The organism is Streptomyces toxytricini, from assembly GCF_014649915.1.
Classification (GTDB): domain Bacteria; phylum Actinomycetota; class Actinomycetes; order Streptomycetales; family Streptomycetaceae; genus Streptomyces; species Streptomyces toxytricini.
Window position 1 is genome coordinate 52,150 of sequence record NZ_BMTY01000025.1, and the last position, 25,566, is coordinate 77,715.

Here is a 25,566-nt window from a genome sequence, read left to right on the forward strand (position 1 = left end):
CCACCACTCCCGGTGTCGGGTAGTTCCACAGCAGCAGCGCGAGCGCGCCGCCGGCGATGACCAGGCCGGTCGTCCAGGCCCGGTGCTCCTGCAGCCAGTGGCCCGTGGAGCCGGTGCGCATGCCCAGGCGTTCGAGGGCCCGGCCGGCCGCGCCCGTGGACCGGACCCCGGCCCGGCGGACGAGCCGGGCGCCGCGCCCGGGCCCGTACAGGTAGGCGGCCAGCGCGGTCACCACGGACAGGACGAGGAGCGTGCGCGTGCTCAGCCGCAGGAAGCGTACGAACGTGTCGTACACGGCGGCCGCGGCGTCCGGCGGGAGGGTCGCCGGGGGGACCGAGTCGAGGTAGATCCGCCGGGCCACGGCCAGGCCGACGAGCAGCAGGAGCATCATCACGAACAGCCCGATGGCCGTCGCCATCAGCCACACCCGGTGCGCGGGAGCGGCCCACACGCCCAAGGCTGCCAGCACGAGCACGGCGATGGGCAGCCACACGCCGACGGTGTTCAGCAGCCGCATCGCGTCCTGGGCCTGGTTGAGCTTGTCGACCTGGAGCAGCGGCACCTGCTTGTTCACCTCGGGGATGGCGGAGGCCTTCTCGAAGCCGGACTCGACGAGGCGCTGCTTGAGCTCGTCGGTCAGCGTGCCGATGTCCAGCACGATGGTGTCCCCGCTGGCCTGGACGGCGCTCGACCCCTCACCGGTCAGCACCTTCTCCACCGCGGCCTGCGCCCGCCGGTTGGCCTCGGTCCACACCGTCTCGAACTGGTCGCTGGTCACGACCTTGGACACCACGGCGCGGACCGCGGAGGTCAGGGCGCTCCTCAGCGGGCCTTCCAGCGCTTCGGACCTCTCCACCACCACCGGCGGGGCGTCCGCCTGCTGCAAAGCACGCTGGAGGGCGTCGGTGACGGCCTTGACGTCGACGTTCGCGACGACCGCGTTCGTCAGCTTGTCGGTGACCGCGTTCTGCACGGCCGGCTCCTGCGCGAGCGGGGCGACCGTCTGCACGTACCGGTCCTGATCGGAGACCGTGTTGTGCAGCCACGCCGCGATGACGCCGACCGGCGACAGCAGCAGCGCCAGCAGGAGCAGGACCGTCGCGCCGGTGTAGCGCAGCCGCCGGTGGCGCACCGAGGCCGACTTGCGCAGCCGTTCGTACTCCGCGCGCTCCTGCGGGGTCAGCGGGCGTTCCGCGGCGGGGGTCCCGCGCTCGTCGGGGCCCGGTGCGGTGGGGTCCATGCTTCCTCCTCACTGCCGCCCGGCGCGCCGGTGATCGCAGGCGGGGAGCCCCGACCCCGGCCCGGTCGGACCTCCACCGTGCCCGCCGCGCACGGCCGCCTGCCTCACCCGTCCCAGGTGAGGCAGGCGGCGGGTGCGGCGCGGCGGGGTGCGGGGGCCCGGTCAGGGCGCGGCAGGCGCCTTTGCCGGCCTGCCGGGCCGCTCGGCGGGCAGCCGGCGGCTGAAGGGCAGGCAGACCAGGGTGATGCCGCCGACGGCGAGGATCGCCGTCTTCAGTCCGCGCAGCTGCGCCTGCGCGTACGCGTCCACGTACGCGTCGGCCTCCGCGGCGGGCACCCCGGAGTCCTCGACCGCCGTACGCACCTGGTCGGTGGACAGGAAGCCGACCCCGCGGTCGATCGCGATGCCCGTCTGCTCGCGCACCGCGTCGGAGATGGCCGGATCGTCCGCGATCTGCCGGACGAAGACGGTGGAGAGGGCGACGACGAGCACCGAGCCGATCAGGGCGGTGCCGAGCGAGGAGCCCAGGTTCTGCGCGGTGTACTGCAGGCCGCCGGCCTCGCTGCGGCGGCTCTCCGCGACGCTCGACTGCACGACGTTGCCCAACTGCGACGCCAGCAGGCCCATGCCGACGCCGAGCAGGGCCATCGCGCCGGCGAAGGACGCGTCGTCGAGCTCCGGCCGGATCGCCGCGAGCAGCCACACCACGGCGGCGAGCAGGACGGCGAGGGCGGCCCTCACCACGGTGCGCGGGGAGGCCACCCGGCCCAGCAGCGGGCCGCTCATCGCGGAAAGGAACATCATGACGGACACCGGCAGCAGCCGCAGGCCCGTCTCGAAGGCGTTGAGCCCCTGCACGATCTGCAGGTACAGCGGAATGACGAAGAACAGGCCGAGCAGGACGAGGTTCTGACCCAGCAGCATCGCGAGCCCCGCCCGCAGCGGCGCCACGCCGAACAGGGAGAAGTCGACGAGCGCGTCCCGGCCGCGGGCCTCGCGCCGCCGCTCCCACACCCGGAACAGCCACAGCAGGACGCCGCCGGCGGCGACGACGAAGAGCGTGGGGGAGAAGCCGAGGACGGTGAACGGCGCGTCGCGCGGCTCCACCCACCCCCACGTCCCGCTCTGCAGGATGCCCAGCACCACCCCGCCCAGCCCGAGCGCCGACAGGACCGCGCCCACCCCGTCCAGGCGGGGCGGCCGGGCGGGCCGCGGCGGCTCCTCCACCCACCGCACCACGCACAGCATCGCGACGACGATCACCACCTCGCCCGCGAAGACGACGCGCCACGTCAGGTACGTCGTCACCCATCCGCCCAGCAGCGGGCCGATCGCGATGCCCGCCCCGGCCAGCCCGCCGATCACCCCGTACGCCACGGCCCGGTCGCGGCCCTGGTAGGCGCCCGCCACGAGGGCCGCCAGGGCGGGGAGGACCAGGGCGGCGCCCAAGCCCTCGACCACCGACCAGCCGATCGTCAGGACCCACAGCTCGGGCGAGACCGCCGTGAGGGCCGAGCCCACCGCGTACACGCACAGCCCCACCGTGAAGGCCCGGCGGCGGCCGATCATGTCGCCGACCTTCCCGCCCGTGATCATCCACGCCGCCATCACCAGCGTGTACAGGGTGATCACGGCCTGGATGGCGGTGACGTCGGTGTCGAAGTCCTCCACGAGCGCGCTGATGGAGACGTTCATGACCGAGGTGTCCAGCACCATCAGGAACTGCGCGGTTCCCAGCACCAGCAGAGCCCGCCATCGCCGCACTGCGCACCTCCTGGCCCGGGGCCACCCCCGGGAGCATGACGGCCACCCTGCCCACACGGTACGGACCCCCCGGGCGCGGGCTGCGCATTTGCCGGCGCATGTCGCCCGGCGGGCTCCGCCGGCGCCGGACGGCATCACGCGGGCGACGGGTCCCCCGGGGGGCGGGATCCCGCGTACGGGCCGCCGCGGGCCGGGCCGGGCGATACCGTAAGGGGGCCAGCCAGTTGAACTCCCAGGAGCTCCCGATGAGCGAACAGCCGGCCCCCGCCGCCCGGCAGCAGCTGGATCCCGCGGCCGCCGACGCGGTGCGCGCGTACGCCGCCCGCACCCGGGCCGGCGCCGACCGGTTCGCCGCCGCCCTGGAGGACATCGCCGCCAACGGGCTCCCCGCGCCGGAGGACTGCACGCCCTGGGAGGACCTCCGCGAGGCCCACCTGGCCCGCCTCGCCGCCCAGCGGCCGGCGGTCGCCTGACCCGGCGGCCCGGGGTCACCGCTTCAGGTAGGCGAGCACCGCCAGCACCCTGCGGTTGTCGTCCGCCGACGGCCCGATGCCCAGCTTCGCGAAGATGCCCGCGGTGTGCTTGGCGACCGCGCTCTCGCTGATGTGCAGGGCGCTCGCTATCGCCGCGTTCGACCTGCCCGCCGCCATCAGCTCCAGGACGTCCCGCTCCCGCCCCGTCAGACTGTCGGTCGTCCCCCGGGCCTCGCCGCGCGACAGCAGCCGCGAGATCACCTGCGGGTCCATCACCGTGCCGCCCGCGGCGACGCGGCGCACCGCGTCGACGAACTGCGCGGTGTCGGTGACCCGGTCCTTCAGCAGGTACCCGACGATGTCCACACGTGTTCTTCGCATGCCCCCGACGATCCCGCCCGGCGGGCGCGGGGGCACTGGTCCGGGATACCGGACCGGGGTGTACCCGGATACACGACGGCCGGCCGGCGGGCGGGTGTCACGGGTTGCGGCCGCGTCCGTCCCGTGGGGCGAAGACCGCGAGGGCGTCGGCGTCGGTCGCGCGGGCGTTCAGGAAGTAGTCGGCCCACTCGGCGATGTCGGGGTAGGACGATTCCCGGCCGAGCCGGGCGGCTGCCGCCCCGAGGTCGAAGTGCGTGGTGCGGAGTGCGACCCCCGGGCCGAGGAGGGCCCAGTGCGCGCCGCTTCGCCCGTAGGGCATGCCGACGCTGCCGGGGTTGACGACGAGTCGGCCGTGGGCGAGGCGGACGAACGGCATGTGGGTGTGGCCGCAGACCACGGTCCCGATGCCGGTGTCCAGCCCGTCGAAGACCTCCTTCCAGCGGTCGAGGCGGGAGTCGACCAGGACGACCTCCTCGTCGTCGCGGGGAGTGGCATGGCAGAACAGCACCTCTCCCAGGCCGTTGACGGACAGGGAGAGCGAGCGCGGGAGCGAGGCGAGGCGGTCGAGATGGTCCTCGCGGAGTTGTTCGGCTGCCCAGGGGGCGATCGGATCGGGGATCGTGTCGCGCCGTCCCCGGCGGTACTCGACGAGTTCCCGGTCGGCGTTGCCGCTGACCCAGGCCACGCGGTCGCCGAGGCCGGCCAGCAGGTCGAGGACCGGGGCCGGTTGCGGGCCGGCGGCGATGTCGCCGGTGAGCACGATGCGGTCGGCGGTGGCGACGTCCGGTTCGGCGAGCACCGCCTCCAGGGCGGGCAGGACGCCGTGGATGTCGGACAGGACGGCCACTCGGTTCGGCATGGTCACCACCGTGGGGCCACCACGGCCGATCGGCGCGGCCTTTCGCCCGGAGCGTACTCCGGGGCTGCCCTCCGGGAGACGGCGTGTGTGGCCAGCGGGCTCCGCGGATGGCCGGGGGCCCGCCGTTCAGCCCCCGTCCGAGGGCAGCCAGCAGCCGTGCAGGCCCAGCGGGACCCGTACGGGGACCCGGGCCCGGGCCACCGGCCCCGACTCCGGGTCCTCGGCCGCGAAGACGAGGAACCAGCTCGTGCCTTCGGTGCGGTCGGTGGCGAAGGTCAGCCAGTACCCGTGCTCCTCGGACCCGCTGCCCGGCTCGGGCGCGAAGACGGGCTCGCCGACCGCGAGGTCGCCCGCCGGCCACACCCGCGAGGCGCCGGTGGCGGTGTCGTACCAGCGCACCGCGTCGTACTCGCCGGGCAGCAGGTCCGCCCGGCCCGTCCCGGTGGCGAACGGGGCGCGGCGGTGGGGCCGGCCGAGGAGCCGGTCGTCGATGCGCGGGAACTCCACCCGGCAGTCGTCCAGCAGCGTGCGGGACATGGTGCCGGAGGCCGGGTCGATGCGGGCGCGGGCCGGCCCGCCGGTCACCTCCCCCGCGCCGTCCCCGCTCCCTCCGCTGCCCAGCGTCAGGCGGCTCCACTCCACGTAGTCCAGGACGACCGCGGCGTCCGCCCCGCCCCCGTCGTCGTACGCGTTGACGGTGTGCCACAGCCAGAAGGCCTCGCCCTCCGCCCACCGCACCGGCCCGCCGTCCCGCGGCACCAGCGCCACGCGCGTGCCGCGCTCGGGCCGCCAGGCGAGGAAGGATCCCCCGGCCGCGGCCGCCCGCAGGTCGAAGAAGGCGGGGGCGAGGACCAGCACCACGTACCGGCCTGTCAGCGCCATGTCGTGGATCATCACCGGCTCGTCCGCGCCGTCGACGGGCGTCGGCCCGCGGGTGACGGCGCCGTCGCGGCCGATGACCGACCAGGTCAGGTACGGGGGCTCCAGGGCGTAGCAGAACACCACCATCTCGCCGGTCACGGGATCGATCTTGGGGTGGGCGGTGATCCCCGCGGGCAGGGCGCCGTCGAAGTCCTCGCGGCCGAGGGTCGCCAGCTCGGCGTCGATCCGGTACGGGCACGCCGACTCGGCGAGGGCCAGCATCCGCCCCGCGTGCCGGACGACATTGATGTCAGGCAGGTCCTTGAAGGTGCCGGCGAGCAGCGGACCGACTTGGTCCGCGTCCGGCGTGACCATTGATTCGAGCCCGCCCCACAGGGCCCGCCCGGCCTTCTCCTCGGCCGCCATCGCCGGGGTGTGGACGAAGCGGTTGCGGTAGCGGGCGCGGCCGCCGGTGAGCCGGACGCCGTGCACCATGCCGTCGCCGTCGACCGGGTACAGGTACGAGCCGATCGGTGTGAAGCGCGGATTGGGCCCGTTGCGCAGGTACATGCCGTCGAGGCCGTCCGGGATCCGGCCGATCACCTCCAGCTCCTCGACGTCGACCTCCTCGCTGACGGGGGCGAAAGGGCCCAGCAGGTGGGGGACGCGGGTGGGGTCGAAGCGGGGCGGCGACTGCGTGTTCACGGGTACCTCCGGCCTCGCCCGCGGCGCCGGCGCGGTCGGGGGGCAAGGCATCCCGCCGGTCCGCGGACGCGTGTGTCGCCTTCCAGTCAAACGCGGACCGCCCGGGCGTGCCAGGCGCACGAGGCCGCAGCCGCGCGGACGCCGGCGCCGTGCCCGATATGGAAGTGCGGGCTCGCCGCCCCGTCTGTGATCATCGAGTCCGCGCGGCCGCGAACCGGCCGCGGCACGATTCGTCCGCACACCGCGCCGACGGGCGCACCCCGGGAGACCGCATGCCGTTCCGCTGCGCCACCGAATCCGACCTCGACCGCGTCGCCGCGGTGACCGTCGGGGACCCCGTCGGCTCGGTGGCCGCCGACCGCTACCGCGCCGAGCTCGCGCAGCGCATGTACCGGCCCGAATGGTCCTGGATCGCCGAGGACGGCGACCGCATCGTCGGTCGGGCCCTGTGGTGGGGGCGGCCCGACAGCGAACATCCCATAGCCCTGGACTGCCTGCACGTGGACGACGCCGTACCGGACCGGGCGGCCCTCGCGGCCGGCCTGCTCGCGGCGGCCCTGGACGCGTTCGCGGCCCAGGGCGCACGAAAGCCCCCGCTCTACAACCTGACGCTGCCCGCCGACTGGCGCGACCGGCCGGACGTCACCGCCGCCGTGTCCTGGCGGAGGGCCGCCGCGCTCGCCGCAGGCCTGACCGACGAGGTGGAGCGGCTGCGCCTCGAATGGACTCCGCAGAGCGGGCTGCCGGCGCCCGCCGGGCGGCTGGTCTTCCACGAGGGGTCCGACGAGGAGTTCCTGGACGCCTTCCGGCGCGTCGCCGAGGGCAGCCTGGACGAGGAGACCCGCCGCGGCCTCGCGCGCGACGGGGCCGAGGCGACCGCGCGCGGCGACATGGAGTTCTACCTGTCCTGCCCCGGGGAGCGCTCGTGGTGGCGCCTGGCCCGGACCCCCGGCGGCGAGCTCGTCGGGCTCGCCCTGCCGTCCGCGACCCCGTACCACCGCAACGTCGGCTACCTCGGCGTCGTGCCGGAGATGCGCGGCCGGGGCCACGTGGACGAGATCCTCGCCTGGATCACCCTGTTCCAGGCCGAGGCCGGAGCGGAGCGCATCACGGCCACCACGGACACCGGGAACACGCCCATGGCGGCCGCCTTCGCCCGCGCCGGATACCGCACGGCGGAGATCCGCCTGGTCCACTCGGCGCCGGCCGGCTGACCCGCGCCGCACGCGCGCCCGCCGACCGCCGTCACAGCCGCCGTCACGGCCCGGTCAGGAGCTGCGGCGACAAGTCCTCGGGGCTCGCCGGCCTCAGCCGGCCCCGCCGCCGGCGATCTGCTCCTGGGTGATCACCTGGATCTCTCCGGTCGCGTCGTTCCGGATCCGGTACACCGCGTGCGGGCCCTCGTCCCGCACCTCCTGGATCCGCCCCCGCTGCGGCTCCTCGCGGCCGTCGCGGTAGACGACGCGGTCGTTCGCGGTGTACGGCATGGCTTCCTCCGGCAGTACGGGAGACATCGGGCCGCTGCAGGCGCGCCTACCCGCCCGGCCCCGGAGCACGCGCCGCCCGGGCCGCCCCGTTTCGCCCGGAAGGACCGGGCAAGACGCGAGAGGAGCCCACCCGGCCGCACCGCCGCGGAGAAGGGCCCCCGCGTCCACGACCACGGGAGGAACCATGGACCATTCGCGTGCCCCGGTACTGGAAGCCCTCGAGGAGTTCCGGCGGCGCGGGGACGTCGTGTACGGCCCGCCCGGCCACAAACAGGGCCGGGGCACCGACCCCCGGGTCGCCGAGGCGCTCGGCCTCGGCCTGTTCCGCTCCGACGTCCTCCTCCTGAACGGCCTCGACGACCGGCGCCAGTCCCGCGGCGTCCTCGACCAGGCGCAGGAGCTGATGGCCGACGCCGTCGGCGCCGAGCACGCCTTCTTCTCCACCTGCGGCAGCTCCCTGTCCGTGAAGACGGCCATGCTGGCCGCCGCCGGCCCCGGTGAGAAGCTCCTGCTCTCCCGGAACGCCCACAAGTCGGTGATCTCGGCCGTCGTCATCAACGGCGTCGAGCCGATCTGGGTCCACCCGAAGTTCGACACGGAACGCCACCTCGCGCACCCGCCCGAGGCGGACGACGTCCGCCGCCGTCTCAAGGAGCACCCCGACGCCAAGGGCATGCTGCTCATCACCCCCACCGACTGGGGCACCTGCGCCGACATCGACGCCGTCGCCCGCGTCTGCCACGACGCCGACGTCCCGCTCATCGTCGACGAGGCCTGGGGCGCCCACCTGCCCTTCCACCCCGACCTGCCGCCGTGGGGCATGGACCACGGGGCGGACCTGGTCGTCACCAGCGTCCACAAGATGGGCGGCGCCATCGAGCAGAGCTCCGTCTTCCACCTCCAGTACGACCGGATCTCCCCCGAGGTCCTGGCCCAGCGGGAGGACCTCCTGGCGACCACCAGCGCCTCCACCCTCGTCTACGCAACCCTGGACGGCTGGCGGCGCCAGATGGCCGAGCAGGGGCACGACCTGCTCGAAGCGGCCCTGCACCGCGTGCGGCGGATCCGCGCCGCCGTCCGCGACATCCCCGGGCTGCGGCTCATGGACCGCGAGGTCGTCGACGAGGGCCTCGCCGCCGGATTCGACCCCCTCAAGCTCGTCATCGACGTCCGCGCCCTGGGCATCAGCGGCATGCAGGCCGCCGAATGGCTGCGCGCCCACCGGCACGTCGACGTGGGCGGCTCCGACACCTGCCGGATCAGCGCGTCGATCACCCACGCCGACGACGACGCCACCGAGGAGACCCTGCTCGCCGCGCTCCGGTCCCTGTCCGACCACGCGGACTCCCTCGACCGGCAGCCGCCCGTCCACCTGCCCGCCCCCTCCGACCTGGAGCTGGAACAGGCCATGCTCCCGAGGGACGCGTTCTTCGCCCCGGCGGAGCACGTCCCCGCCGAACGGGCCGCGGGGCGGATCGCCGCCGAGCTCCTCAGCCCGTACCCGCCGGGCGTCCCCGCCGTCGCCCCCGGCGAGGTGATCACCGAGGAGATCGTCGACTACCTGCGCAGCGGCGTCGCACACGGCGTCGTCGTCCCGGACGCCGCCGACTCCTCCCTGCGCACGCTGCGTGTCGTCGCGGACACCCGGGAGGCCCGGTAGAGCGCCCCCCGGAGAGGCCTCCGGCGCCCCCGCAGGCGCCGGACGTGGCGAAATCCGACCCCTTCCGCAAGGAAATCCGGAGCCGGACCGCTTACGCGCGCGGATGCGGGGCAGTGGCGCGGAAAGCGTCCGCCGTCAGCAGAAAGGGCCTCACCATGCTTCGCTCTGCAGCAGTTGCCGAGTCCGTCCGCCCGGCCGACCTCGACGAGGCGGTACGGGGAGCGGACCCGGGAGCCGGTGGAGCCGCCGGCTCCCTCGACCTGCTGCCGCCCCACACCCCGCCGCGCGAGATGGCCCCGGCCGATGCGCGCGAGCTGTCGAAGCTCTTCCTCGTCCGGCTCCGCTCGCTGGAGGAGGGCACCAGCGAGTACCAGTACGTGCGCGGCACCCTCATCGAGATGAACATCTCCCTGGTGCACTACGCCGCGCGCAGGTTCCGCAACCGCACCGGCCAGGGCCGGGTGGAGCTGGACGACATCGTGCAGGTCGGCACCATCGGGCTCATCAAGGCGATCGACCGGTTCGACCCGGACCGGGGGGTCGAGTTCACGACGCTCGCCCTGCCGTTCATCGTGGGCGAGATCAAGCGGTACTTCCGCGACGCCACCTGGGCCGTGCACGTGCCGCGGCGGCTCCAGGAGCTGCGCACCGACATCGCCAAGAGCCAGGAGGCGCTCTCGGACCTCCTCGGCCGCTCCCCGACGGTCGCCGAGATCGCCGGCGACCTCGGCATCGGCGAGGAAGAGGTGATCGAGGGCATGGTCGCGGCCAACGGCTACACCTCGGAGTCCCTCGACGCCGCCGCGGATTCCGAGGCGCAGCCCGGATCCGCCCGCCCGGGCCGCCGCACCCTCGCCGACACGCTCGGCGAGACCGACCCCGCCATGGAGCTGTTCGAGGACTTCACGACCCTCGCCCCGCTCCTCGCCCGCCTGGACGACCGCGACCGCCGCATCCTGGCCATGCGGTTCGGGAGCGAGATGACCCAGGCCGCGATCGGCGCCGAGCTCGGCATATCGCAGATGCAGGTCTCCCGCCTGCTCTCGCGGATCCTCACCCGCCTGCGGGAAGGCATGCTCGCCTCCTGACCGCCCCCGCGGGCACCTCCCAGCGCACCGGCGCGGTACACGGCGTACCGCGCCGGTGCGCGTTGGCCTCCGGGCCCGTCGGGCGGCGCCGCGAACCGGCCGGAAGATGCGCGGACATGCGAAAGGGCCGACGGGCGGAGTGCGCCCACCGGCCCGCCGCGTCCGCGGCAGCGTGCTCGTACGGTCTGACTTCCTACAGGGCTCAGCGGCGGCCGGGCGCCAGCCGGGCGACGTCGAACTCCGCCCAGATCGTCTTGCCCATGCCGTGCCGTTCGGCGCCCCAGCGGTCGGAGGTCCGCTGGACTATGAACAGCCCGTGCCCGCCGGGCAGGGCCGGCTGGTGCGGGCGCCGCGGCGCCGGCAGTGTCGGATCGCCGTCGCTGACCTCGACCCGCAGCCTCGACTGCGTGGCGTCCAGGACGAGTTCCAGCGGCCCGCCTGCGTGCAGCATGGCGTTGGCGACGAGTTCGGCCACGACGAGGACGATGTCCTCCACGACTCCCTGGTCCACCCCGTACGAGGTGTCGGACCACGACCAGTCGTCGAGGGCCTGCGAGGTGAACCCGCGGGCGCGCGCCACGGGCTTGGGCAGTCCGGCCAGCGGCATGCGGCGCCGCTGGCCGCCGGGTGGCAACATGCTCTCCTCGGGGCGGCCGTCGTCAAGGGTGCCCGGGCTGGTCGTCATGTGCGGGTACCCCTCCGAATCAGGCGTGCCGTGGTGGCCGTGTTTGCGGTTCGTCCGGTCGGATGCCCCGGCCCGCACGGATTATGCCCCTCGGGTGCGCGTGCGAACGGGCCGGTCATACCGCGAGGGCCGCGTCGACCGAGTCGTGGATGGAGAAGACGGCTCGCGCGCCGGTCAGTTCGAGGACACGCATGACCGTCGGGGCGACCGCGGCGAGGCGGAAGTCAATGCCCGCCTCCAGGGCCGCCGAGCGTGTCCTGAGCAGCAGGTTCAGGCCGGACGAGTCGCAGAACCCGACCTCTTCGAGGTCGACCACGAGGACGGGCGGCCCTTGTCCGAGCAGCCCCGACAGCGACTCCTGCGCGGGTGCGAGCGTCTCGATGTCGAGGTCCCCTGCCACACGGCAGACCGCTTGGCGGCCCTGTGTGTGGCGGACCTGCACCGTCAGCGGTGCCTCCTGCGGGTGTCCGGTCGTCATACCGGCTCCCTGCTCGTTCTCGGCTGGCATGGGTGTCGTTCCTCCAGAGAGTGCCCCTCGACTTTACGCAAGCCGCCCCCGCACGGCCAAGCCCCGGCCGCAGTCGGCGGGCGGCGGGGGGCGTCACGGGGCGCGGCCATACGGGTTCCTCCGGCGGGACGGTGGGCGGTCCGCCCCCGGATACCCCCGAACGGGCGAACGATGCGCGTCCGCGGCGGGAAATTCGGCGAAGAGGTGAACATCACGGGGCGTCCGGCCGTTCGCCGTCCTCCCGCTCCCGGACGAACACCCCGACGAGGCACGTGTCGTCGTCGGTGTCCGCGCGGCTGTAGCGCAGCAGGTGGTCCAGGTGGGCCTCCAGGTCCGTGGGGCCGCCTTCCCCGCTGCCGGCCTTCTCCGACAGCGAGATCAGATTGGTCAGCGACGCCTGCAGCGACTGGTCGCGGCGCTCGATCAGCCCGTCCGTGTACAGGACGAGCAGGTCGCCGGGGTGCAGGTGGATCTCGGTCTCCTCGTAGTCGGCCTGGTCCAGGACGCCCAGGAGGATCCCGCCGATTTGCGGCAGCGTCTCCGCCTGGCCGCCGCGCAGCAGGACGGGCGGCAGGTGGCCGGCGCGCGCCCAGCGCAGCCGCCGCGTGGCCGGGTCGTACAGCCCGCACACCGCGGTGGCGGTGAGGTTCTCGGTCAGCTGGTGGGTGATGCTGTTGAGCCACGTCAGCAGCTGCGCGGGGCCGGCCCCCGTGGCGGCGAGCCCGCGCAGGGCGTTCCGCAGGGCCACCATGCCCGTCGCGGCCTCGATGCCGTGCCCGGCCACGTCCCCCACGCACAGCAGGACCTCCCCCGACGGCAGGGTGAGCGTGTCGTACCAGTCGCCGCCGACGAGGTGGTCCTTCTCGGCGGGCCGGTAGCGGACGGCGACGTGCAGGTCGTCCAGGTGCACAGGGCCGCGGACCGGCGGCATGATGGCCTGCTGGAGCTGGCGGGCGAGGCGGCTGCGCTCGGCGGCCTCCTGCTCCGTCTGCGCGAGCTGGTCGCGGGTGGCCGCCAGGGCCACCTCGGTCCAGTGCTGGGCGGAGATGTCCTGGTAGGCGCCGCGGACGACGCTGAGCCGGCTGCCGGGGTCGTGGACGGGCTCGGCGACCACCCGGATGTGGCGGGCGACGCCGTCGGGGCGCAGGAGGCGGAACGCCGTCGAGGCCGGCCGCCGGTGGTGCAGCAGGGTCCGCAGGAAGCGGCCGATGGTGTGCCGGTCGTCGGGATGGGCGTGGTCGGCGAGCTGCTCCAGGGGGATGGGCAGCGCGGTGGGCGGCAGGCCGTGCAGCTCGTACACCGCCTCGTTCCAGGCGATCTGCCGGGTGTGCAGGTTCTCCTCGAAGCCGCCGATGCGGCCGAGCCGCTGGGCGTGCTGGAGCAGCCGGGCGACGCGCGGCGTTCCGTCGTCGAGGCGCCACACCACCATGAGGTGGCTGCCGTGCCGGCTGATGCTGACCTTGGCGCGGGTGCTCAGCGGCACCCCGTCGACCATCGCGGAGAGCGTCATGCCGCCGGTGCGGAAGGGCTCCCCGGTGACGAAGACGTGCTCGGCGGCCTCCATCAGCCCGCCTGCCTCCGCGGCGAGCGGGTACGCCTCCAGCAGCCGCGAGCCGACGATGGCGCTCGTGGGCCGCCCGGCGAAGTCCACGAACGCGGGATTGGCGTGCCGGATCGTGAACTGCAGCGGCACCTCGCCGCCTTCGGGCGACATCTGCAGGACCAGGCAGGGGTCCAGCAGGCCGTCGGCGAGGGCCCGTACCCCGTCGAGCTGCGCATCGTGGGGCTCGGGGCCCGTGGGCCGGCCGCTGTCCGCCCATGTCTCCAGGGTCGCGGCACACAGCTCGGCCAGCGCCTCGAACTGCCGCTGGAGGGGCTGGGACTGCTTGGGCAGCCGGTCGTTCCAGCACACCTCCAGTACGCCCGTGAGGCGCCCGCCGATGCCCGCCGGGACGGCGAGGCGGCCGCCGCCGATCGCGTGCTGGCCGATGGAGGGCAGCCCGGCGTCCGCGAGCGCCGGATACGCGACGGCGGCCCGCCGGTCGAGGGCGCGGCGGGCCGGGGTCGGCACGCCCGGCGGGACATGCCGCCAGCGGTGGGCCTCCTCGGCGCCGAACCCGGCGCTGCCGGCGAGCGACAGGGACTGGTCGGGGTGGGCGGCCCACACGGCGACCGCGACGGCGCCCAGGGGCCGCAGCGCGTGCTCCAGCATCGAGCGGGCGACCGCCTCGGTGTCCCTCTCGGCGAGGGCGTGCGCCTCGGCGCTGCGCAGGCGCACGCCGACGGAGTCCGCGGCCGGCGCCGCGGCCGAGGTCGTGACGAAGTCCCGGGCTATCGCCGAGATCCGGTCCGAGGCCGCCTGGTTGACCAGGTCCGCGGCGAGGACGAGCTGCGTGACGCCGGCCTTCTCGGCGAGGTCCGCCAGCTGCGCCGAGGCCTCGGTGGGCCCGCAGTGCAGCCGCTCGACGAGCACGCCGACGGCCATCTCGACGAGCGCCCGCCCGGCGGCGTCCGCGTGCGCCTGCTCCAGTTCCCGCCGCAGCCTCTCGACGGTCGTCGCCAGGCGGCCGACGGCACTGCCGACGGCGTGCTCCCCGGCCTCCGCCCCGGCGGGGGCCGGGGCGGAGACGGCGGCCGGCGCGCTGTCGCGCTGCGCCCCGATCCGGATCGCGCCGGGGTCGGGCGAGGTCCCGGCGAGGCCGGTGCCGTCTCGAGGGTCCTGGGGGTGGTGCACTGCTCGTCTCCTCGCGGTCCTTCGGTTGCTGTCGGCCGGCCCGGCGTCAGGAAGCCAGGTGCCGCTTGATCCGGCTGATCAGCTCGCCGGCGTCGACCGGCTTGGTGACGTAGTCGCTTGCGCCCGAGGCGATGCTCTTCTCCCGGTCGCCGATCATGGCCTTGGCGGTCACGGCGATGATCGGCAGCCCGCTGTGCTCGGGCATGGCGCGGATCGCGGAGGTGGCGGCGTACCCGTCCATCTCCGGCATCATCACGTCCATCAGGATGACGTCGATGCCCGGGTGCGTGCCGAGCGCGTCCAGGGCGGCCCGGCCGTTCTCCGCCTGGAGCACCCGCATGCCGTGCAGTTCCAGGATCCCGGTGATCGCGTACAGGTTGCGGTCGTCGTCGTCCACGACGAGCGCCGTACGGCCGGCCAGCGAGGGGTCGACCTCGGGGTCCCAGGGCGAGCCGGGGTCCGTACGGTGGGCGAGCGGCAGGACGTCGCCGGGCCGGTCCGCGCCCATGTGCAGGGCGATGCGCTCGCGCAGCTCGTCCAGCCCCGTGATCAGCTCGAGGAGGCCGGAGCCGCCCCGCTCCCGCAGCAGCCGGGCGTCGTGCGCCGCGGTGCCCCGGCTGCTGTGGGCCAGCACCGGGACGCCCTGCAGCGCCGGGTCCCGCTCCATCTCCTCCAGCAGGCCGACGGCCGCCCCGTCGGGCAGGTCCAGTTCGAGGACGACGCAGTGGCAGGGGCTGGTGGCCAGGGTGGCCGCAGCCTCCTGCGCACCGACCGTGGTGATGATCTCCACCTCCCGGCGGCCCGCCGCGTCCGCGTGGTGCGGCAGGTCCCCGACGGCGTTCTCCGCGACCAGCGACAGCAGCCCCTTGGGGCGCGCCTCGACCACGAGGAGGCGGCGCGGCTGCAGCGGCGCCGGCGCGGAGGCGGGGTCGGCCGCGGCCCGGCCCGCCTCCAGGGCGTCCTGCTCCGGGCGGCTCTCCAGCTCCCGGGGGGCTCCCGCGTCCGCCGCGGCGACCACCGCGAAGTCGGGCTGCGCGACCGGCAGGTAGAGAGTGAAGGTGCTGCCCTTGCCCAGGGTGCTCTCGGCTGTGATCGCCCCGCCGAGGAGGTAGGCGATCTCGCGGCTGATGGACAGCCCGAGGCCCGTCCCGCCGTACTTGCGGCTCGTCGTCCCGTCGGCCTGCTGGAAGGCGCCGAAGACGGTCTCCAGGTGCTGCGGGGCGATGCCGATGCCGGTGTCCGTCACGTGGAACGCGAGGACGGGGCCGCCGCCGCGGCGCACGATCTCCGGGATGCGCGCCTCGTCGGCCGGCTCGATGTGCAGCCCGACGCTGCCCTGCTCGGTGAACTTCACCGCGTTCGACAGCAGGTTGCGCAGGATCTGGCGGAGCCGGTAGTCGTCGGTGACCAGTTCGGACGGCACCTCGGGGGAGGTGTGCACGGTGAACGACAGGCTCTTCTGGCCGGTCATCGGCCGGAAGGTCGCCTCGACGTAGTCGAGCAGCCGGGCGAGGGAGACCGTCTCGGGGGTGAGGTCCATCTTCCCCGCCTCCACCTTCGACAGGTCGAGGATGTCGTTGATCAGCTGGAGCAGGTCGGAGCCCGCGGAGTGGATGATGCCGGCGTACTCCACCTGCTTGGCCGTCAGGTTCCGCGTCGGGTTCTGGGCCAGCAGCTGCGCCAGGATCAGCAGGCTGTTCAGCGGAGTGCGCAGCTCGTGGCTCATGTTGGCCAGGAACTCCGACTTGTACGTGGAGGCCAGCGACAGCTGGTGTGCCCGCTCCTCCAGCTCCTGGCGGGCCTGCTCGATCTCCAGGTTCTTCGTCTCGATGTCGCGGTTCTGCGCCGCGAGCAGCTCCGCCTTCTCCTCCAACTCGGCGTTGGAGGCTTGGAGTTCCTCCTGCCGGGCCTGGAGCTCCTGCGAGCGGACCTGCAGTTCGGCCGTCAGCCGCTGGGACTCGCCGAGGAGCTCGTCCGTCCGGGCGTTCGCGATGATCGTGTTGACGTTCACCCCGATCGCCTCCATCAGCTGGTTCAGGAAGTCGCGGTGGACCTGCGTGAACGGCCGCACCGAGGCCAGCTCGATCACGCCGAGCACCTGGCCCTCGACCACGATCGGCAGCACCACCAGCGACAGCGCCTCCGTCTGCCCGAGCCCCGAGGACACGGCGAGGTAACCCGCCGGGAGGGCGTCGACCGCGATCGGGCGCTTGCTGCGGGCGGCCTGCCCGACGAAGGACTCGCCGAGGCGGAACCGCGTCGGCCGGGAGCCGTCGGGGAAGGCGTACGAGCCGACGAGCTGCAGGACCGTGCCCTCCCGGCTCTCCTCGGCCAGGTAGAACGCGCCGCACTGCGCCGACACCAGCGGCGTCAGCTCGTCCATGATCGACTCGGCGACGAGCTTCAGGTCGCGCTGCCCCTGCAGCAGGGCGGAGATGCGGGCCAGGTTGGTCTTCAGCCAGTCCTGCTCCTCGTTGGCGCGGGTGGTCTCGCGCAGGGACTCCACCATGAAGTTGATGTTGTCCTTGAGGTCGGCGACCTCGCCCGAGGCGTCGACGGTGATGGAGCGGGTCAGGTCGCCCGCCGCGACGGCGCTCGTGACCTCGGCGATGGCGCGGACCTGGCGGGTCAGGTTCCCGGCCAGCTCGTTCACGTTCTCGGTGAGCCGCTTCCACGTGCCCGAGACGCCCTCCACCTCGGCCTGGCCGCCGAGCCGCCCCTCGCTGCCGACCTCGCGTGCGACGCGCGTCACCTCGGCGGCGAACGAGCTGAGCTGGTCCACCATCGTGTTGATGGTGGTCTTGAGCTCCAGGATCTCCCCGCGGGCGTCGACGTCGATCTTCCGGGTGAGGTCGCCGTTCGCGACGGCCGTCGTGACCTGGGCGATGTTGCGCACCTGGCTGGTCAGGTTGTGCGCCATGAAGTTGACGTTGTCGGTGAGGTCCTTCCAGGTCCCCGCCACGTTCGGCACGCGCGCCTGGCCGCCGAGGATGCCCTCCGTGCCGACCTCGCGTGCGACGCGCGTCACCTCGTCCGCGAACGCGGACAGGGTGTCGACCATGGTGTTGATGACGCCCGCGAGGGCCGCCACCTCGCCCTTGGCCTCCACGGTGATCTTCTGCGACAGGTCGCCCTTGGCGACCGCCGTCGCCACCTGGGCGATCGAGCGGACCTGCCCGGTCAGGTTGGAGGCCATCACGTTGACGTTGTCCGTGAGGTCCTTCCACGTGCCCGACACCCCGCGGACGGTGGCCTGGCCGCCCAGGTTGCCGGCGGTGCCGACCTCGCGTGCGACGCGCGTCACCTCGTCGGCGAACGCCGACAGCTGGTCCACCATCGTGTTGATGGTGTCCTTCAGCTCCAGGATCTCGCCGCGCGCCGTCACCGTGATCTTCTGGGACAGGTCGCCCTCGGCGACGGCCGTCGCCACCTGTGCGATGGCCCTGACCTGGCTGGTCAGGTTCCCGGCCATGAAGTTCACCGAGTCGGTCAGGTCGCGCCAGGTGCCCGAGACGCCCTGGACGTCGGCCTGGCCGCCGAGGATGCCCTCGGTGCCGACCTCGCGTGCGACGCGCGTCACCTCGCCGGCGAACGAACTGAGCTGGTCCACCATCGTGTTGACGGTGTCCTTCAGCTCCAGGATCTCGCCGCGCGCATCGACGGTGATCTTCTGGGAGAGGTCGCCCTTCGCGACGGCAGTCGCGACCTGTGCGATGTCGCGGACCTGCGTGGTGAGGTTTCCCGCCATCGCGTTGACGGAATCGGTGAGGTCCTCCCACGTGCCCGACACGCCCGGCACCTGCGCCTGCCCGCCGAGCCGGCCCTCGGTGCCGACCTCGCGTGCGACGCGCGTCACCTCGGAGGTGAAGAGGGAGAGCTGGTCCACCATGCCGTTGAAGACCGTGGAGATCTCGCCGAGGAGGCCGTCGGCCTCGGCGGGCAGGCGGATGCCGAAGTCGCCGTCGCGTACGGCGGTGAGCCCCGCGAGGAGCAGCCGCAGCTCGGGCTCGCCCACCTGGGCGGGCCCGGTGCCGGATCCCTGGGGCAGGTCCACACCCTCGTCGGGCGGTGTCGCGCCAGCCATCAGAACGTCGCCTCCGTAGAACGCCGGGCCGGTGGCCGGCTGTCGATCCTTGTGCGTCCCGCCCGCCCGGCGGCCGTCTTCGGCCGGGCGGGGTCAGGGCGCGGGCCCGTACCGAACCGGAGGCTACCCCACCCTCCATGGGATGGTAAAAGCCCCGGATCACGCCGTAATTCCCAGGCGTGGCCGTGCATGGATGCTCCGGATCCGGTGATACGCGCAACACCGGGCGGCCATCGCGGCTGCCCTCCACCGGAAGGAGCCGCCCCGTGGCCGAGATCGCATCCCTGCCGTTGTCCGGATCGTTCGAGCAGCGCCGCGACCGGCCGCTGGACGGGGCGTGCCGGGGTGCGGAGGGCGGCGTCTTCGCCCGGGTCGCCCACGAGCCGGCCACGGTCGCGCGGGCCCGCGAGGAGGCCGCGAAGGCCGTCTGCGGCGGCTGCCCCGTGCGGATACCGTGCCGTCGCCACGCCCTCGCCGCGCGCATCCCGTACGGGGTGCGGGGCGGGCTGACGGCGGACGAGCGGCTCGTACTGCTGGCAGCCGCACCGCACCCGCCGGCCTGACCGGACGGGCGGGCGGGCCGGGGGCGCCGGGCCCGGTTGCAGGCCGCTCCCGGCGGCGTGACCATGAACGCGGCGGCCTCCGGCCGCAGAGCGGGGGAGCCCCTGCCCGACGCGGCCACCGCGCAAAGGGGGAGTGACGCATGCCACGACGTACGCTGATCCACAGCCTGCTCGCCCTGTCCACGGCCGCCGCCCTGTCCGCCGGGGGCGTGCTCCCGGCGGCCGCGGCAGCCCCACCGCCACCGGCCTCAGCCGTCGCCCCGGCGGCTCCCACGCCGAGCACGCAATGGGTGCGGACGGAGGACGCCCCCAGCCGCATCTCCGCGGAGCTCCCCGGCCGTGCCAAGCCCGAGGAGACGTCCGTCCCCGTGGACGAGGGGGAGGCCGTCGCGGCCCGGACGTACCGGGTGGACCTCCCCGGCGGCGGCGGCGCCGGCTTCACCGTTCACGACGTCCCGGGCTGGCGGAACACCCTCCGCGAGTTCCTCGACGGCTTCCTCGAGTCGTACAACGCCCTCTCGGACGAGCCCCTGGACGCCAAGGACATCAAGGAGACCACCCTGGAGGGCCGCCAGGTCCTCGACGCCCGCCTGGTCTCCGAGGTCCCCGGCCCGGACGGCATCGCCGGCTTCATCCGCCTCATCGCCGAAGGCGACCACCTGGTCCAGATCATCACCTTCGGCCCCGCCGCGGATGCCAACCCCCTGGGCCAGACCCAGGCCCGCATGGCCGCAAGCCTCCGCTTCCCCACCACCCCGCCCCCGACATCCGACTGACGGCCTCGGCGGCGGGTCAGCGGCCCCCTGCCCGCCCACCGGCCGGACCGGCGGCCACCCTGACCCGGTGCATGAACCGGCCGGAAGTGTGGCCTCCGACTCAGCAGGCACAGCAGGCGCAGCAGGCACAGCGGGATCACGATGCCGCCGGCCGATGGCGTTCCTGCTGCTCCCCGTCCCGGCCGGGCTGGTCCTCCCCTTCGTGTACGCGCGCCGCGCGGTCGGCGTGCTCGCCCGTGCCGGCGGGCTGCGCCGGGCCGGCGGGCGGGCCCGGCTGCGCGCCGACGGCCTCCTCCAGGCGGCGGCCGCCGTTGCGGTATACGCCTGGGGCCTGTTGCACGTCCCCGGCTAGGTCAACCCGGCGGCATTCGTCGTCGGCCTCGGCGCCGCCGCCTGCCTCTTCGCCGCCCGGCCGGAGTCCGGCGGCCCGCCGGACTCCGGCCGGGGCGGCCGTGCGGCGCTGCTCAGGACACGAGCGCCTGCTCTGCCAGCTCCGTCAGCTTCACCGTGCACAGGCCGCCGCGGTCCGCTCTCACGGACGTCACCTTCAGCTGCGTGCCCGGTGCGAGGATGTACTCCTCCTCGCCGGTGAACGCCGAGAAGTTGCGGATGCCCACCGCGCGGGCCGGCGTCACCTCGAACAGCGTGCGCTTGCCGCGGCTGCCGAGGAACGCCCGCGCCACGCCCGGCTCAGACGTGCACGAGGACACGCCCCACCAGGTCACCGTCCGGCCCAGCGGATACTGCCCGCGCAGGTCCAGTGGCACGCCCCGCCACAGCGGCTCCGTACGGGCCGGCAGGCCGGACACCGCCGAGAACAGCAGCCGCAGGTACGGCAGGTACGGCGCCACCCTGGCGCGGTCCGGGGAGCGCAGCGCGGCGTTGATCTCGCGGTAGAAGGCCGACGGGCAGGTGTACAGGTACAGGGCGGCTATCGCGTCGGCGCCCAGCCCGCCGGGCGCCTCGTCGGCCCGCCGCTTGCCGAACTCGTACGACTCCTTCACGTGCCGGTCGAGGTTCGGCAGCAGGGAGGCGAGGGAGCCCACGGCGTCCTGGAACTCCATGAGCGGCGTGTCGAACACGCCCGTGACCGGCGGGAGGACGAGCCCCTCGTCCTTGACGCTCGCGAGCCGCTCCAGGTACAGCTGGTGCAGCTCCATCGTGGAGGCGATGAACGCCCCCATCCGCGCGGCGGTGCCGTCGTCCTTCCCGCCGCCCGGCGCGCCCTCGTTCCACCCCTTGCTCGGCAGCCAGTCGACCGGCTCGGCGCCCAGCGACGCCAGCGCCTCGTTCACCACGGCGAAGTGGTCGCCCTCGCAGAAGACGTCGCCCTGGGCGGCCGGGTTGGGGTGGTCGATGTGCCGGACGTCCACGCCCGGGTACTTCTTCTGCAGCCGCATGACGACCCGCTTCAGCGCCCGCGCATGGGCGCCCCACCACGCGAACACGACGCCGCGGTCCTCCTCGTCGGCGTCCTGCTTGGCCTTGAGGATCTCCTCGACGATCCGCTCGGCGACCGGACGCCAGAAGGCGGTGTGCCGGTCGGTCGGCTTCGCCCCGTCGCTGCTGGCGGTCATCGACGCGTTCAGCAGCAGCACGCCCTGCGTCAGCATCGCCTGGAACCACTCCGGCGGCTGGACGGTGTCCTTCTCCTCCAGCAGCGCCCGCACGTCGGCGATCGGCGTCTTCTTCCCGATCCCGTACTTCCACATCGCCGCCGCCTTGATGATGCAGCGGATGCTGACGACCCTGCCGAACTGGCTGTCCTTCCAGTCGTGGAAGGTGTTGTCGAACATGGCGATGCCGGTGGCGCTCTCGGGCCGCGGGTACGGGTTCTGCCCGAAGACGACCACCTTCCACTTGTGCGGCGGATGCGGCTTGAGCGCCTGGAAGGTCAGCTCGCGGACGGGCACGATCTCCTGGCTGCGGCCCTTCCCGATGTACGACGCGGCCTCCGGCTGCGCCTCGATGACGGGCTTCAGCAGCGGAAGCCACGGCTCACCGCCGCCCGTGAACAGCTCGGTGAGCCCCAGCGGGTCGTTCGGGTCGGCCGGGGCCGGGGCGTTGGTGTCGCTCATGGGGGAGGGGCTCCCAGGGGTCGTACCGGACGGGGAAACGGCGGGGGTGTCTGTGTCAGTGGCGAAATCCAGGCCGCGCCGGCGGCACGATCCGCACCCGCGTCGTGGCGGGGGCGCTGTCGATGTCGGTGAGCTGCCCGACGACGGTGCTGCGCAGGTCGTCATAGGAGTCGAAGCAGTGGTCGTTGAAGAGCGTGTAGCCGGTCCACATCAGGTTGGCGCACACCTGCGCCGGGACCCGGCCCGTCTGTGCGCCCATCCCGACGAGCGCCACCGACCGGATGCTGCCCGGACTGACCCGGTTCTGCCGGTGGACCGCCTGGAACGCGGCCGCGCAGGCGAGGGCCACGTTCAGCGTGTGGCCGACGTCCTGCGAGGACTGCTCCATCGTGGGCGTGGAGATCAGGAACCGCGGCGTCTGCGCCCCCGACGGCACGCAGACCGCGCTCCCGACGGGCAGGCTCCCCGCGAAGCCGTCCCGGATGGCCCGCTGCACGCGCAGCTGGATCCCGGCGCCGAGGTGCCGCTTGATGACGGCGTCGACCCCGCCGTCCATCCGGCCGCGGGAGTTGGTCGGGGTGACCCAGGCGTCGACGTCCTCGTCGAGGATCGAGCCCCGGCGGATCTCGATCTCCGGGGTGTCCGCGAACGCCGCCCGCCACGCCTGCACCACCTGCGCGTTGAGATCGGTCAGCACCACCCTGAGCCGGGGCTGCACACGGTTGACGGTCATGATCGCTCCTTCGGGAGGACGGCCCTTCGAACTCCCTCGAAACTACCTTCGACCACTGACAACGGGCCCTCGCCAAAGCCCCGGTGAACGGCCGTCACACGACCGCGGCGGTGCTCGGTCCGCGCACCCGCGTGTGCATCCGCGCCGCGCGGGCACACGCGGGCCATGACCGTGCAGAAGACACCCGTACTCGCCCTGGACTGCGCCGAACCCGAGGGCCTGGCGCGGTTCTACGCCGCACTGCTGGGCGGCGAGGTCCGGCCCGGCCCCGGCCCCGACGAGGTGGAGGTGGCGGGCCCGGACGGCGTCACGGTGGCGTGCCGCCGCGACCTGGGCTTCGCCCCGCCGAGCTGGCCCCGGCCGGAGGGCTCGCTCCAGGCGCACCTGCGCATCCGGGTCGCGGCCGCCGACCTCGACGAGGCCGAGCGGGAGGCCGTCTCCCTGGGGGCCCGCCCCGTGGCGACCGGCACGGAGGACGGCTTCCGGCCGGTCCGCCTCCTCAGCGACCCGGCGGGCCACTCGTTCGCCCTCATGGCGGCGGACCCGCCGGCCGAGGGCCGCCAGGACCCGTCCGGCAGCGGCCGGGTCAGCGCCCCGCCGGAGTGAGCACGACGAAGTCCGCCCCCGCCGGGTCGAGGCAGACGGCCAAACGGCCGACACCCTCGGCGTCCTCGGGCCCCATCTGCAGGCTGCCGCCGTTCGCGGTGACCGCCGCCACCGCCGCGTCGCAGTCGGCGACGGCGAACACCGGGTGCCAGTACGGCCGCCCGCCGGCCGTGGAGAGCTGCTCCGCGGGCAGCTCCACCATCCCGCCGTGCATCCGCTCGTCGGGCTGCCCCGCCGGGGTGATCAGCCAGTACGAGCCCCCGCCGCCCGGCGTCTCCATCGCCCCGAACCGCCAGCCCAGGACCCCGCCGTAGAACTCCTTCGCGGCCTCGACGTCGCTGGTGTACAGCTCGGTCCACGACAGCGAGCCGGGCTCGTCCACCAGCTCCACACCCGCGTTGGTCCCCGGCTGCCAGACCGCGAACTGGCCGCCCAGCGGGTCGCTGAACTGCGCCATCCGCCCCCACTCGTCCAGGTCGCGCGGTGGCACCCGTACGGTTCCCCCGGCCTGCCGGACGGCCTCGGCGGCGGTGTCCGCGTCGCCCACGCAGTAGTAGACCATCCAGGCCGACCGGGCACCCTCCTCCGTCAGTTTGCCCAGGCCGGCGACGATCCGGCCGTCCTTGCGCAGCACCCCGCCCTCCATGTCCTCGCCCTCGCCCATGGACTCGTACTCCCACCCCAGCACGGCGCCGTAGAACGCCGCGGCGGCGCGGACGTCCGGGCTGCCGAGGTCGATCCAGCAGGGGGAGCCGGGGACGAAGTCAGTGGTGATCATGGCGTGCCCTTCCTCAGGTCGCTGACGAGCCCAGCCTGACACCCGCCGCCCGGCCCCGCCCCCCGACCGCATGGGCCGGGCCCGCCGGGGTACCCGCCGGAGGTGGGACGTGAACGGCTGGTGTTCGACGGATGGATCGCCGCCCTCGGAACGGCGTCCGGCACCCGCGTGGTCCTCGGCCACTGGCCGGCCTCCCCGTTCGGGCCGTTCAGCGACGTGATGCTGGAGGACGCCGGCGGTCGGCGGACCCTGCTCGCCCCCACCGCCCCCACCGCGGCGTACATCGCGGGCGTCTACCGCTTCGACGAGGTCCGCACCGCCCCCGTCGGGGTGCGTGTGGACGGCGCCCGCTGGGAGGTCGCCGCCGGCCCCCTGGCCCTCTGGTTCTCCGTCGGCCGGCGCGGCCCGCTGGGCCTGGCGCTGCGCACCGTCCCCCGGCCGCTCGCACGCCGCCCTGCCTGGGCCGCGCTGGCCGCCGCGCCCGCCCGCCTGCTGCCGGGCGTCCGCACCCGCGGCAGCGCGCGCCCCGGCCACCGCCAGTGGTACGCGGCCTGCGACATGCGCCGCATCACCGGCGCCGGCGCTGCCCTCGACGGCGCGGACCTCGGGCCGCTGCGGCCCGTCCTGCCCCCGGTGCGCTTCGGTTTCGGCTCGGCTCCGGCCACACCGGCGCTCGTACGCGTCGTCTCCACCATCGAAACACCGGCGAACGGATAGCGTCCGTGCAGACCTTCCTCCCGTACCCCGGATTCGCCGAGTCCGCCGCGGCCCTGGACCCGAGGCGCCTCGGCAAGCAGAGGGTGGAGGCCCTGCAGGTGCTCCGCGGCCTCACCGTCCCCGGCTACGGCTGGCGCCGTCATCCCGCGGTCCGCATGTGGGCGGGCTACGAGGAGGCCCTCGTCCGTTACGGGCTGGACGTGTGCGGGGTCTGGACCGCCGAGGGCCGCATCGACACCTGCGCCGCCACGATGCTGGCCGACTTCCGCAGCCGGCTCCCCGGCAGCGCGGTGCGCGAGCAGCGGCGGCTCGCCGAGGCGGGTGAGCTGCCGCCCTGGCTCGGAGACCCGGCATTCCACCGCAGCCACCAGTCCGCGCTGGTCCGCAAGGCCCCCGAGTTCTACCGCGACCGCTTCCCGGGGGTACCCGACGACCTGCCCTACGTATGGCCCGACTCGGACCGCGCCGCCGACACCTGCGACGGGCCCTGAGCGGCCGCCCCGGGGCTGCTCCCCGGGTCAGCCGCGGCGCTTCTTCAGCGCTCCCGGCTTGTGCACCGCGGTGCGCCCGCTCTTGTCGCTCTCGACCTCGTACTGCGGCTCCTCCGCGGAGGCGGCGACGGTGCGGCCGGCCGCCCGCGACCGCTCGGTGATCTTCCGGCGCACGGTTCCGGGGACGGTCTCCCCGTGGCTCTGCCAGCTGACCCGGTCGCCCTCGCGGAGATCCTTCCGGTCCTTGCCCATGAGGTGTCCCTCCGGCGCGCAGGGGTGAAGACGGTTCCATCAT

General features: G+C 74.1%; 23 protein-coding genes and 1 pseudogene. 10 read left to right on the forward strand and 14 right to left on the reverse strand.

Annotated elements, in window-relative coordinates; all coding sequences use genetic code 11:
• Together IE170_RS27355 and IE170_RS27360 are read right to left on the reverse strand one after the other, a co-directional pair.
• Nucleotides 1-1,240: hypothetical protein (locus IE170_RS27355; protein WP_229885215.1), on the reverse strand; the 1,240-nt coding region annotated here is incomplete at its 3' end.
• A gap of 162 nt (nucleotides 1,241-1,402) precedes the next feature.
• Nucleotides 1,403-3,004 carry an MFS transporter gene (locus IE170_RS27360; RefSeq protein WP_189812131.1) on the reverse strand — a complete coding sequence of 534 codons (1,602 nt, stop codon included), beginning with the start codon at nucleotides 3,002-3,004 and terminating at the stop codon, nucleotides 1,403-1,405.
• A gap of 245 nt (nucleotides 3,005-3,249) precedes the next feature.
• On the opposite strand from IE170_RS27360, the gene IE170_RS27365 reads away from it, so the two are divergent.
• Entirely contained in the window at nucleotides 3,250-3,477 is a 228-nt protein-coding gene (locus IE170_RS27365) for a hypothetical protein (protein ID WP_114055748.1), read from the forward strand.
• A 15-nt stretch (nucleotides 3,478-3,492) separates the two neighbouring features.
• Here the strand turns inward: IE170_RS27365 and IE170_RS27370 are convergent.
• From IE170_RS27370 to IE170_RS27380, 3 genes and pseudogenes are all read right to left on the reverse strand, one after another.
• Nucleotides 3,493-3,834, reverse strand: a pseudogene (locus IE170_RS27370) (LuxR C-terminal-related transcriptional regulator); the annotation flags it as partial.
• 121 nt (nucleotides 3,835-3,955) lie between these two features.
• Nucleotides 3,956-4,717: a metallophosphoesterase family protein gene (locus IE170_RS27375; RefSeq protein ID WP_189812132.1), complete on the reverse strand. Its 762-nt coding sequence runs from the start codon at nucleotides 4,715-4,717 to the stop codon at nucleotides 3,956-3,958.
• A gap of 126 nt (nucleotides 4,718-4,843) precedes the next feature.
• A complete protein-coding gene (locus IE170_RS27380) occupies nucleotides 4,844-6,283 on the reverse strand; it encodes a carotenoid oxygenase family protein (RefSeq protein WP_229885216.1) in 1,440 nt (479 codons plus the stop codon).
• Nucleotides 6,284-6,555: 272 nt separating this feature from the next.
• On the opposite strand from IE170_RS27380, the gene IE170_RS27385 reads away from it, so the two are divergent.
• A complete protein-coding gene (locus tag IE170_RS27385) occupies nucleotides 6,556-7,497 on the forward strand; it encodes a GNAT family N-acetyltransferase (protein ID WP_189812134.1) in 942 nt (313 codons plus the stop codon).
• A 93-nt stretch (nucleotides 7,498-7,590) separates the two neighbouring features.
• Here the strand turns inward: IE170_RS27385 and IE170_RS27390 are convergent, their stop codons facing one another.
• Nucleotides 7,591-7,770, reverse strand: coding sequence for a hypothetical protein (locus IE170_RS27390; protein WP_189812135.1), 180 nt, complete (start codon nucleotides 7,768-7,770; stop codon nucleotides 7,591-7,593).
• 184 nt (nucleotides 7,771-7,954) lie between these two features.
• Between IE170_RS27390 and IE170_RS27395 the strand changes: the two genes are divergently transcribed.
• Nucleotides 7,955-9,430 carry an aminotransferase class I/II-fold pyridoxal phosphate-dependent enzyme gene (locus IE170_RS27395; protein ID WP_189812136.1) on the forward strand — a complete coding sequence of 492 codons (1,476 nt, stop codon included), beginning with the start codon at nucleotides 7,955-7,957 and terminating at the stop codon, nucleotides 9,428-9,430.
• A 155-nt stretch (nucleotides 9,431-9,585) separates the two neighbouring features.
• On the forward strand, nucleotides 9,586-10,518 hold the full coding sequence (locus IE170_RS27400) for a SigB/SigF/SigG family RNA polymerase sigma factor (RefSeq protein WP_189812137.1): 933 nt from the start codon (nucleotides 9,586-9,588) through the stop codon (nucleotides 10,516-10,518).
• Between the two features lie 202 nt (nucleotides 10,519-10,720).
• Here IE170_RS27400 and IE170_RS27405 read toward each other — a convergent pair whose 3' ends face one another.
• From IE170_RS27405 to IE170_RS27420, 4 genes are all read right to left on the reverse strand, one after another.
• Complete coding sequence (locus tag IE170_RS27405) at nucleotides 10,721-11,203, reverse strand: ATP-binding protein (RefSeq protein ID WP_189812138.1); 483 nt, start codon at nucleotides 11,201-11,203, stop codon at nucleotides 10,721-10,723.
• A gap of 115 nt (nucleotides 11,204-11,318) precedes the next feature.
• Entirely contained in the window at nucleotides 11,319-11,681 is a 363-nt protein-coding gene (locus IE170_RS27410) for an STAS domain-containing protein (protein WP_189812139.1), read from the reverse strand.
• A 241-nt stretch (nucleotides 11,682-11,922) separates the two neighbouring features.
• Complete coding sequence (locus tag IE170_RS27415) at nucleotides 11,923-14,445, reverse strand: SpoIIE family protein phosphatase (protein WP_229885217.1); 2,523 nt, start codon at nucleotides 14,443-14,445, stop codon at nucleotides 11,923-11,925.
• A 46-nt stretch (nucleotides 14,446-14,491) separates the two neighbouring features.
• Nucleotides 14,492-18,529 carry a HAMP domain-containing hybrid sensor histidine kinase/response regulator gene (locus IE170_RS27420; protein WP_189812140.1) on the reverse strand — a complete coding sequence of 1,346 codons (4,038 nt, stop codon included), beginning with the start codon at nucleotides 18,527-18,529 and terminating at the stop codon, nucleotides 14,492-14,494.
• A gap of 266 nt (nucleotides 18,530-18,795) precedes the next feature.
• On the opposite strand from IE170_RS27420, the gene IE170_RS27425 reads away from it, so the two are divergent.
• The 3 genes from IE170_RS27425 to IE170_RS27435 all read left to right on the forward strand — a co-directional run bounded on the left by IE170_RS27425 (nucleotide 18,796) and on the right by IE170_RS27435 (nucleotide 20,220).
• Nucleotides 18,796-19,092, forward strand: a complete 297-nt coding sequence (locus IE170_RS27425; protein WP_229885218.1) for a WhiB family transcriptional regulator — start codon at nucleotides 18,796-18,798, stop codon at nucleotides 19,090-19,092.
• 140 nt (nucleotides 19,093-19,232) lie between these two features.
• Nucleotides 19,233-19,868, forward strand: coding sequence for a hypothetical protein (locus tag IE170_RS27430; RefSeq protein WP_189812141.1), 636 nt, complete (start codon nucleotides 19,233-19,235; stop codon nucleotides 19,866-19,868).
• Between the two features lie 154 nt (nucleotides 19,869-20,022).
• Nucleotides 20,023-20,220: a hypothetical protein gene (locus IE170_RS27435; RefSeq protein ID WP_189812142.1), complete on the forward strand. Its 198-nt coding sequence runs from the start codon at nucleotides 20,023-20,025 to the stop codon at nucleotides 20,218-20,220.
• Nucleotides 20,221-20,332: 112 nt separating this feature from the next.
• Here the strand turns inward: IE170_RS27435 and IE170_RS27440 are convergent, their stop codons facing one another.
• Nucleotides 20,333-21,946 (reverse strand): ADP-ribosyltransferase domain-containing protein, encoded by a 1,614-nt coding sequence (locus IE170_RS27440; RefSeq protein WP_189812143.1) that lies wholly within the window; start codon nucleotides 21,944-21,946, stop codon nucleotides 20,333-20,335.
• A gap of 55 nt (nucleotides 21,947-22,001) precedes the next feature.
• Nucleotides 22,002-22,679, reverse strand: coding sequence for a macro domain-containing protein (locus tag IE170_RS27445; RefSeq protein ID WP_189812144.1), 678 nt, complete (start codon nucleotides 22,677-22,679; stop codon nucleotides 22,002-22,004).
• 165 nt (nucleotides 22,680-22,844) lie between these two features.
• Between IE170_RS27445 and IE170_RS27450 the strand changes: the two genes are divergently transcribed.
• Nucleotides 22,845-23,285, forward strand: a complete 441-nt coding sequence (locus IE170_RS27450; RefSeq protein WP_189812145.1) for a VOC family protein — start codon at nucleotides 22,845-22,847, stop codon at nucleotides 23,283-23,285.
• Here the strand turns inward: IE170_RS27450 and IE170_RS27455 are convergent.
• Nucleotides 23,266-24,063, reverse strand: coding sequence for a VOC family protein (locus IE170_RS27455; RefSeq protein ID WP_189812146.1), 798 nt, complete (start codon nucleotides 24,061-24,063; stop codon nucleotides 23,266-23,268). The two genes, IE170_RS27450 and IE170_RS27455, sit on opposite strands and share 20 nt — an antisense overlap.
• Nucleotides 24,064-24,165: 102 nt before the next feature.
• On the opposite strand from IE170_RS27455, the gene IE170_RS27460 reads away from it, so the two are divergent.
• A complete protein-coding gene (locus IE170_RS27460) occupies nucleotides 24,166-24,780 on the forward strand; it encodes a hypothetical protein (RefSeq protein WP_189812147.1) in 615 nt (204 codons plus the stop codon).
• A gap of 5 nt (nucleotides 24,781-24,785) precedes the next feature.
• Entirely contained in the window at nucleotides 24,786-25,271 is a 486-nt protein-coding gene (locus IE170_RS27465) for an MSMEG_6728 family protein (RefSeq protein ID WP_189812148.1), read from the forward strand.
• Nucleotides 25,272-25,298: 27 nt separating this feature from the next.
• Here IE170_RS27465 and IE170_RS27470 read toward each other — a convergent pair whose 3' ends face one another.
• Nucleotides 25,299-25,523 carry a hypervirulence associated TUDOR domain-containing protein gene (locus IE170_RS27470; protein ID WP_189812149.1) on the reverse strand — a complete coding sequence of 75 codons (225 nt, stop codon included), beginning with the start codon at nucleotides 25,521-25,523 and terminating at the stop codon, nucleotides 25,299-25,301.
• Nucleotides 25,524-25,566: the final 43 nt, after the last annotated feature.

Coding starts and splice junctions, on each gene's coding strand:
- IE170_RS27470 (WP_189812149.1), bottom strand. CDS start 25,523: ATGGGCAAGGACCGGAAGGATCTCCGCGAGGGCGACCGGGTCAGCTGG.
- IE170_RS27455 (WP_189812146.1), bottom strand. CDS start 24,063: ATGATCACCACTGACTTCGTCCCCGGCTCCCCCTGCTGGATCGACCTC.
- IE170_RS27435 (WP_189812142.1), top strand. CDS start 20,023: ATGGCGTTCCTGCTGCTCCCCGTCCCGGCCGGGCTGGTCCTCCCCTTC.
- IE170_RS27445 (WP_189812144.1), bottom strand. CDS start 22,679: ATGACCGTCAACCGTGTGCAGCCCCGGCTCAGGGTGGTGCTGACCGAT.
- IE170_RS27390 (WP_189812135.1), bottom strand. CDS start 7,770: ATGCCGTACACCGCGAACGACCGCGTCGTCTACCGCGACGGCCGCGAG.
- IE170_RS27420 (WP_189812140.1), bottom strand. CDS start 18,529: ATGGCTGGCGCGACACCGCCCGACGAGGGTGTGGACCTGCCCCAGGGA.
- IE170_RS27405 (WP_189812138.1), bottom strand. CDS start 11,203: ATGACGACCAGCCCGGGCACCCTTGACGACGGCCGCCCCGAGGAGAGC.
- IE170_RS27375 (WP_189812132.1), bottom strand. CDS start 4,717: ATGCCGAACCGAGTGGCCGTCCTGTCCGACATCCACGGCGTCCTGCCC.
- IE170_RS27385 (WP_189812134.1), top strand. CDS start 6,556: ATGCCGTTCCGCTGCGCCACCGAATCCGACCTCGACCGCGTCGCCGCG.
- IE170_RS27400 (WP_189812137.1), top strand. CDS start 9,586: ATGCTTCGCTCTGCAGCAGTTGCCGAGTCCGTCCGCCCGGCCGACCTC.
- IE170_RS27365 (WP_114055748.1), top strand. CDS start 3,250: ATGAGCGAACAGCCGGCCCCCGCCGCCCGGCAGCAGCTGGATCCCGCG.
- IE170_RS27410 (WP_189812139.1), bottom strand. CDS start 11,681: ATGACGACCGGACACCCGCAGGAGGCACCGCTGACGGTGCAGGTCCGC.
- IE170_RS27430 (WP_189812141.1), top strand. CDS start 19,233: ATGCCACGACGTACGCTGATCCACAGCCTGCTCGCCCTGTCCACGGCC.
- IE170_RS27440 (WP_189812143.1), bottom strand. CDS start 21,946: ATGAGCGACACCAACGCCCCGGCCCCGGCCGACCCGAACGACCCGCTG.
- IE170_RS27450 (WP_189812145.1), top strand. CDS start 22,845: ATGACCGTGCAGAAGACACCCGTACTCGCCCTGGACTGCGCCGAACCC.
- IE170_RS27395 (WP_189812136.1), top strand. CDS start 7,955: ATGGACCATTCGCGTGCCCCGGTACTGGAAGCCCTCGAGGAGTTCCGG.